Here is a 3,490-nt window from a genome sequence, read left to right on the forward strand (position 1 = left end):
GCTACGACATGGGCTCCAACGCGGTGGCCTTCAGCGGCTCGACCACCGCGAACGGCCGCGGCCTGCTGCTCGGCAACCCGCACTACCCCTGGCAGGGCGGCCGCCGGTTCTGGCAGTCGCAGCAGACCATACCGGGCGAACTGAACGTCTCCGGCGGCTCCCTGCTGGGCACCGCCGTGGTCAACATCGGCTTCAACGACAAGGTGGCCTGGAGCCACACCGTGGCCACCGGCACCCCCGTCAACCTGCACCAGCTCACCCTGGACCCGGCCGACCCGACCGCCTATCTGGTCGACGGCACGCCGGAGAAGATGACGCAGCGCACGGTCAGCGTCCAGGTGGCCGGCGGCGCCCCCGTCACCCGCACCCAGTGGTGGACCCGCTACGGGCCGGTGGTCACCGGCCTCGGCCCGGGACTTCCCCTGCCCTGGACGGCGGGCACTGCGTACGCGCTGAACGACCCGAACGCGGCCAACCTGCGCGGCTCCGACACCGCCCTCGCCCTGGGCAGGGCCCGCTCGGTCGCCGGGATCCAGGACGCGCTCAAGCGCACCCAGGGCCTGCCCTGGGTGAACACGGTCGCCGCGGACTCCGCCGGCGGCACGCTGTTCACCCAGTCCCAGGTGCTCCCCCGGATCACCGACGAGCTCGCCGCCCGCTGCTCCACCCCGCTCGGCAGGGCCACCTACCCGGCGTCCGGGCTCGCGGTCCTCGACGGCGCGCGCGGCGACTGCGCCCTCGGCTCGGACCCGGACGCGGTACAGCCCGGGGTGTTCGGCCCGGGCAGGGCGCCGACGCTGCGCGACGCCCCGTACGCGGAGAACTCCAACGACAGCGCCTGGCTGGCCAATGCCGACCGGCCGCTGACCGGGTACGAGCGGATCTGGGGCAATGCCGGCACCGCGCGGTCGCTGCGCACCCGCGGCGCCCTGGAGGACGTGGCGGCGATGGCCGCGAAGGGCCGGCTGACCGTGGCCGATCTGCAGGGGCAGCAGTTCGCGAACCGGGTCCCCGCCGGTGATCTGGCCGCGGCCGACGCGGCGAGGGCCTGCGCGGCACTGCCCGGCGGTGCGGCGACCGCGAGCGACGGCCGGACGGTGGACGTCTCGGCGGCCTGCCCGGTGCTGGCGGGCTGGGACCGCACGGCCGACACCGGCAGCCGTGGCGCGCTGCTCTTCGACCGGTTCTGGCGCAGGCTCACGGCGGGCACGGCGGCCAAGGACCTGTGGCTGGTGCCGTTCTCCGCGGCGGATCCGGTGCGCACCCCCCGTACGCTCAACCAGGCCGCACCCGGGATCGGCCGGGCGCTCGCGGACACGGTCGAGGAGCTGACGGCGGCCGGGATCGCGCCGGACGCGCCGCTCGGCGAGCACCAGTTCGTGGTGCGCGGCGGGCAGCGGCTGCCGGTCCCGGGCGGGACCGAGGCGCTGGGCGTGTGGAACAAGGTGGAGGCACCGTGGAACGCGGCGGCCGGGGGCTACCCGGAGGTCGTGCACGGCTCCAGTCACATCCAGGCGGTCGGCTGGGACGGCAGCGGCTGTCCGGTGGCGCGCACGCTGCTGACGTACGGCCAGTCGTCGAACCCGGCCTCGCCGCACTACGCCGACCAGACCCGGCTGTTCTCGCAGGAGCGGTGGGTGACCTCGCGGTTCTGCGAGCGGGACGTCCTCGCCTCGCCGCAGCTGAAGGTGGTCTGGCCGCGCGAGCGCCGCTGACCGGGACCGTGCGGTGTGCGGCGGGGCCGGTTCGTCCGGCCCCGCCGCGCGCATTTCAGGGGCTGACGGCGAGGAACAGGTACGCGGCCAGCACCACGAGGTGGACGCCGCCCTGGAGCAGCGTGGCCCGGCCGGGGGCGATCGTGAGGGCACTGACCACGACGGTCAGGGCGAGCAGCACCATGTGGACCGGCCCCAGGCCCAGCAGCAGCGGGCCGGAGAGCCAGACGGAGGCCAGCGCGATGGCCGGGATGGTCAGGCCGATGCTGGCGATGGCGGAGCCGTAGCCCAGGTTGAGGCTGGTCTGGACGCGGTCGCGGCGCGCGGCGCGGACGGCGGCGAGGGTCTCGGGGGCCAGCACCAGCAGGGCGATGATCACACCGACGACGGCGTTGGGCAGGCCCGCGCCGGCCACGGCCGCCTCGATGGTGGGCGAGACGGCCTTGGCGTCGCCGACGACGGCGATGAGGGCGACCAGCAGCAGGCCGAGGCTGACGAGGGCGGCGCGGGCGGTCGGCGGCGCGGCGTGATCCCTGTCGCCGTCCCCGTCGCCGTCCCCGTCGTCCGTCCTCTTCGGGCCGGGCGCGCCGGACGCGGTGGCCGTGGCGGGCGTGCCGGTCGCGACGGCCCCGGTGTCCACGGGCAGGAAGTAGTCCCGGTGACGGACCGTCTGGACGGCGATGAACAGCCCGTACAGGGCGAGCGAGGCGACCGCGGCGAAGGCCAGCTGCGCGGTGGAGAACTCCGGCCCCGGCTTGCTGGTGGTGAACGTCGGCAGGACCAGGCTGAGGACGGCCAGGGTCGCCACGGTGGCCAGGGCCGCTCCGGAGCCCTCGGCGTTGAAGACCGCGACCCGGTTGCGCAGGGCGCCGACGAGCAGGGACAGCCCGACGATGCCGTTGCAGGTGATCATGACGGCGGCGAAGACGGTGTCCCGGGCGAGGGAGGCGGTCTTGTCGCCCCCGTCGGCCATCAGGGTGACGATGAGGGCCACTTCGATGACGGTGACGGCGACGGCCAGGACGAGCGAGCCGAAGGGTTCGCCCACCCGGTGGGCGACGACCTCGGCATGGTGGACGGCCGCCAGCACGGCGCCCGCGAGACACAGGGCGACCAGGCCCACCGCGAATCCGGGCAGGTCTCGTCCCCAGCTGAAGACGAGCGCGACGAGCGCGACCACGGGGACGACGACGGTCCAGTCGGTCAGGGGGAATCTGCGGGTAGCCGTACTCATATCAGCCAACTTGCCAGAAGTGTCCCCGATGTGCGGTGCATGGGGCGCGACCGGGGCTCTGACGTGGTGCTTCTCACGCAATGTCGGGCGTGGCGGACCGGGACCCGCAGCTCGGGCCGCGGGACCCGGATCCCGGGTCGCGGGGACCCGGATCCCGGGTCGCCCCACCCGGGGCGCTCACATCGCGCGCTCGCGGCCCTCCCAGTACGGGTCGCGCAGCCGCCGCTTGTACAGCTTGCCGTTGGGGTCGCGCGGCATCGTCTCGATGAAGTCGACCGACTTCGGCCGTTTGAAGCCGGCCAGCTGCCGCTCGCAGTGGTGCAGGATCTCCGCGGCGAGGGCGTCCCCGGCCGCGAAGCCCTCGGCCGGTTCGACGACGGCCTTCACTTCCTCGCCCCAGTCGGCGTGCGGGATGCCGAAGGCGGCGGCGTCGGCGACCGCCGGGTGGGTGAGCAGGGCCGACTCGATCTCGGCCGGGTAGATGTTCACCCCGCCCGAGATGATCATGTCGATTTTGCGGTCGCGGAGGAAGAGGTACCCC

General features: G+C 74.3%; 2 protein-coding genes and 1 pseudogene. 1 reads left to right on the top strand and 2 read right to left on the bottom strand.

Annotated elements, in window-relative coordinates; all coding sequences use genetic code 11:
- A partial coding sequence (locus ACFXA3_RS38835) for a penicillin acylase family protein (RefSeq protein WP_385195478.1) occupies positions 1–1,715 on the top strand: 1,715 nt, incomplete at its 5' end.
- A 55-nt stretch (positions 1,716–1,770) separates the two neighbouring features.
- On the opposite strand, the gene ACFXA3_RS38840 is transcribed toward ACFXA3_RS38835, so the two are convergent.
- Positions 1,771–2,949 carry a calcium:proton antiporter gene (locus tag ACFXA3_RS38840; RefSeq protein ID WP_385195481.1) on the bottom strand — a complete coding sequence of 393 codons (1,179 nt, stop codon included), beginning with the start codon at positions 2,947–2,949 and terminating at the stop codon, positions 1,771–1,773.
- Positions 2,950–3,126: 177 nt separating this feature from the next.
- A pseudogene (locus tag ACFXA3_RS38845) lies at positions 3,127–3,490 on the bottom strand (acyl-CoA synthetase); the annotation flags it as partial.

The organism is Streptomyces sp. NPDC059456 (assembly GCF_042750055.1).
Taxonomy (GTDB): Bacteria; Actinomycetota; Actinomycetes; order Streptomycetales; family Streptomycetaceae; genus Streptomyces.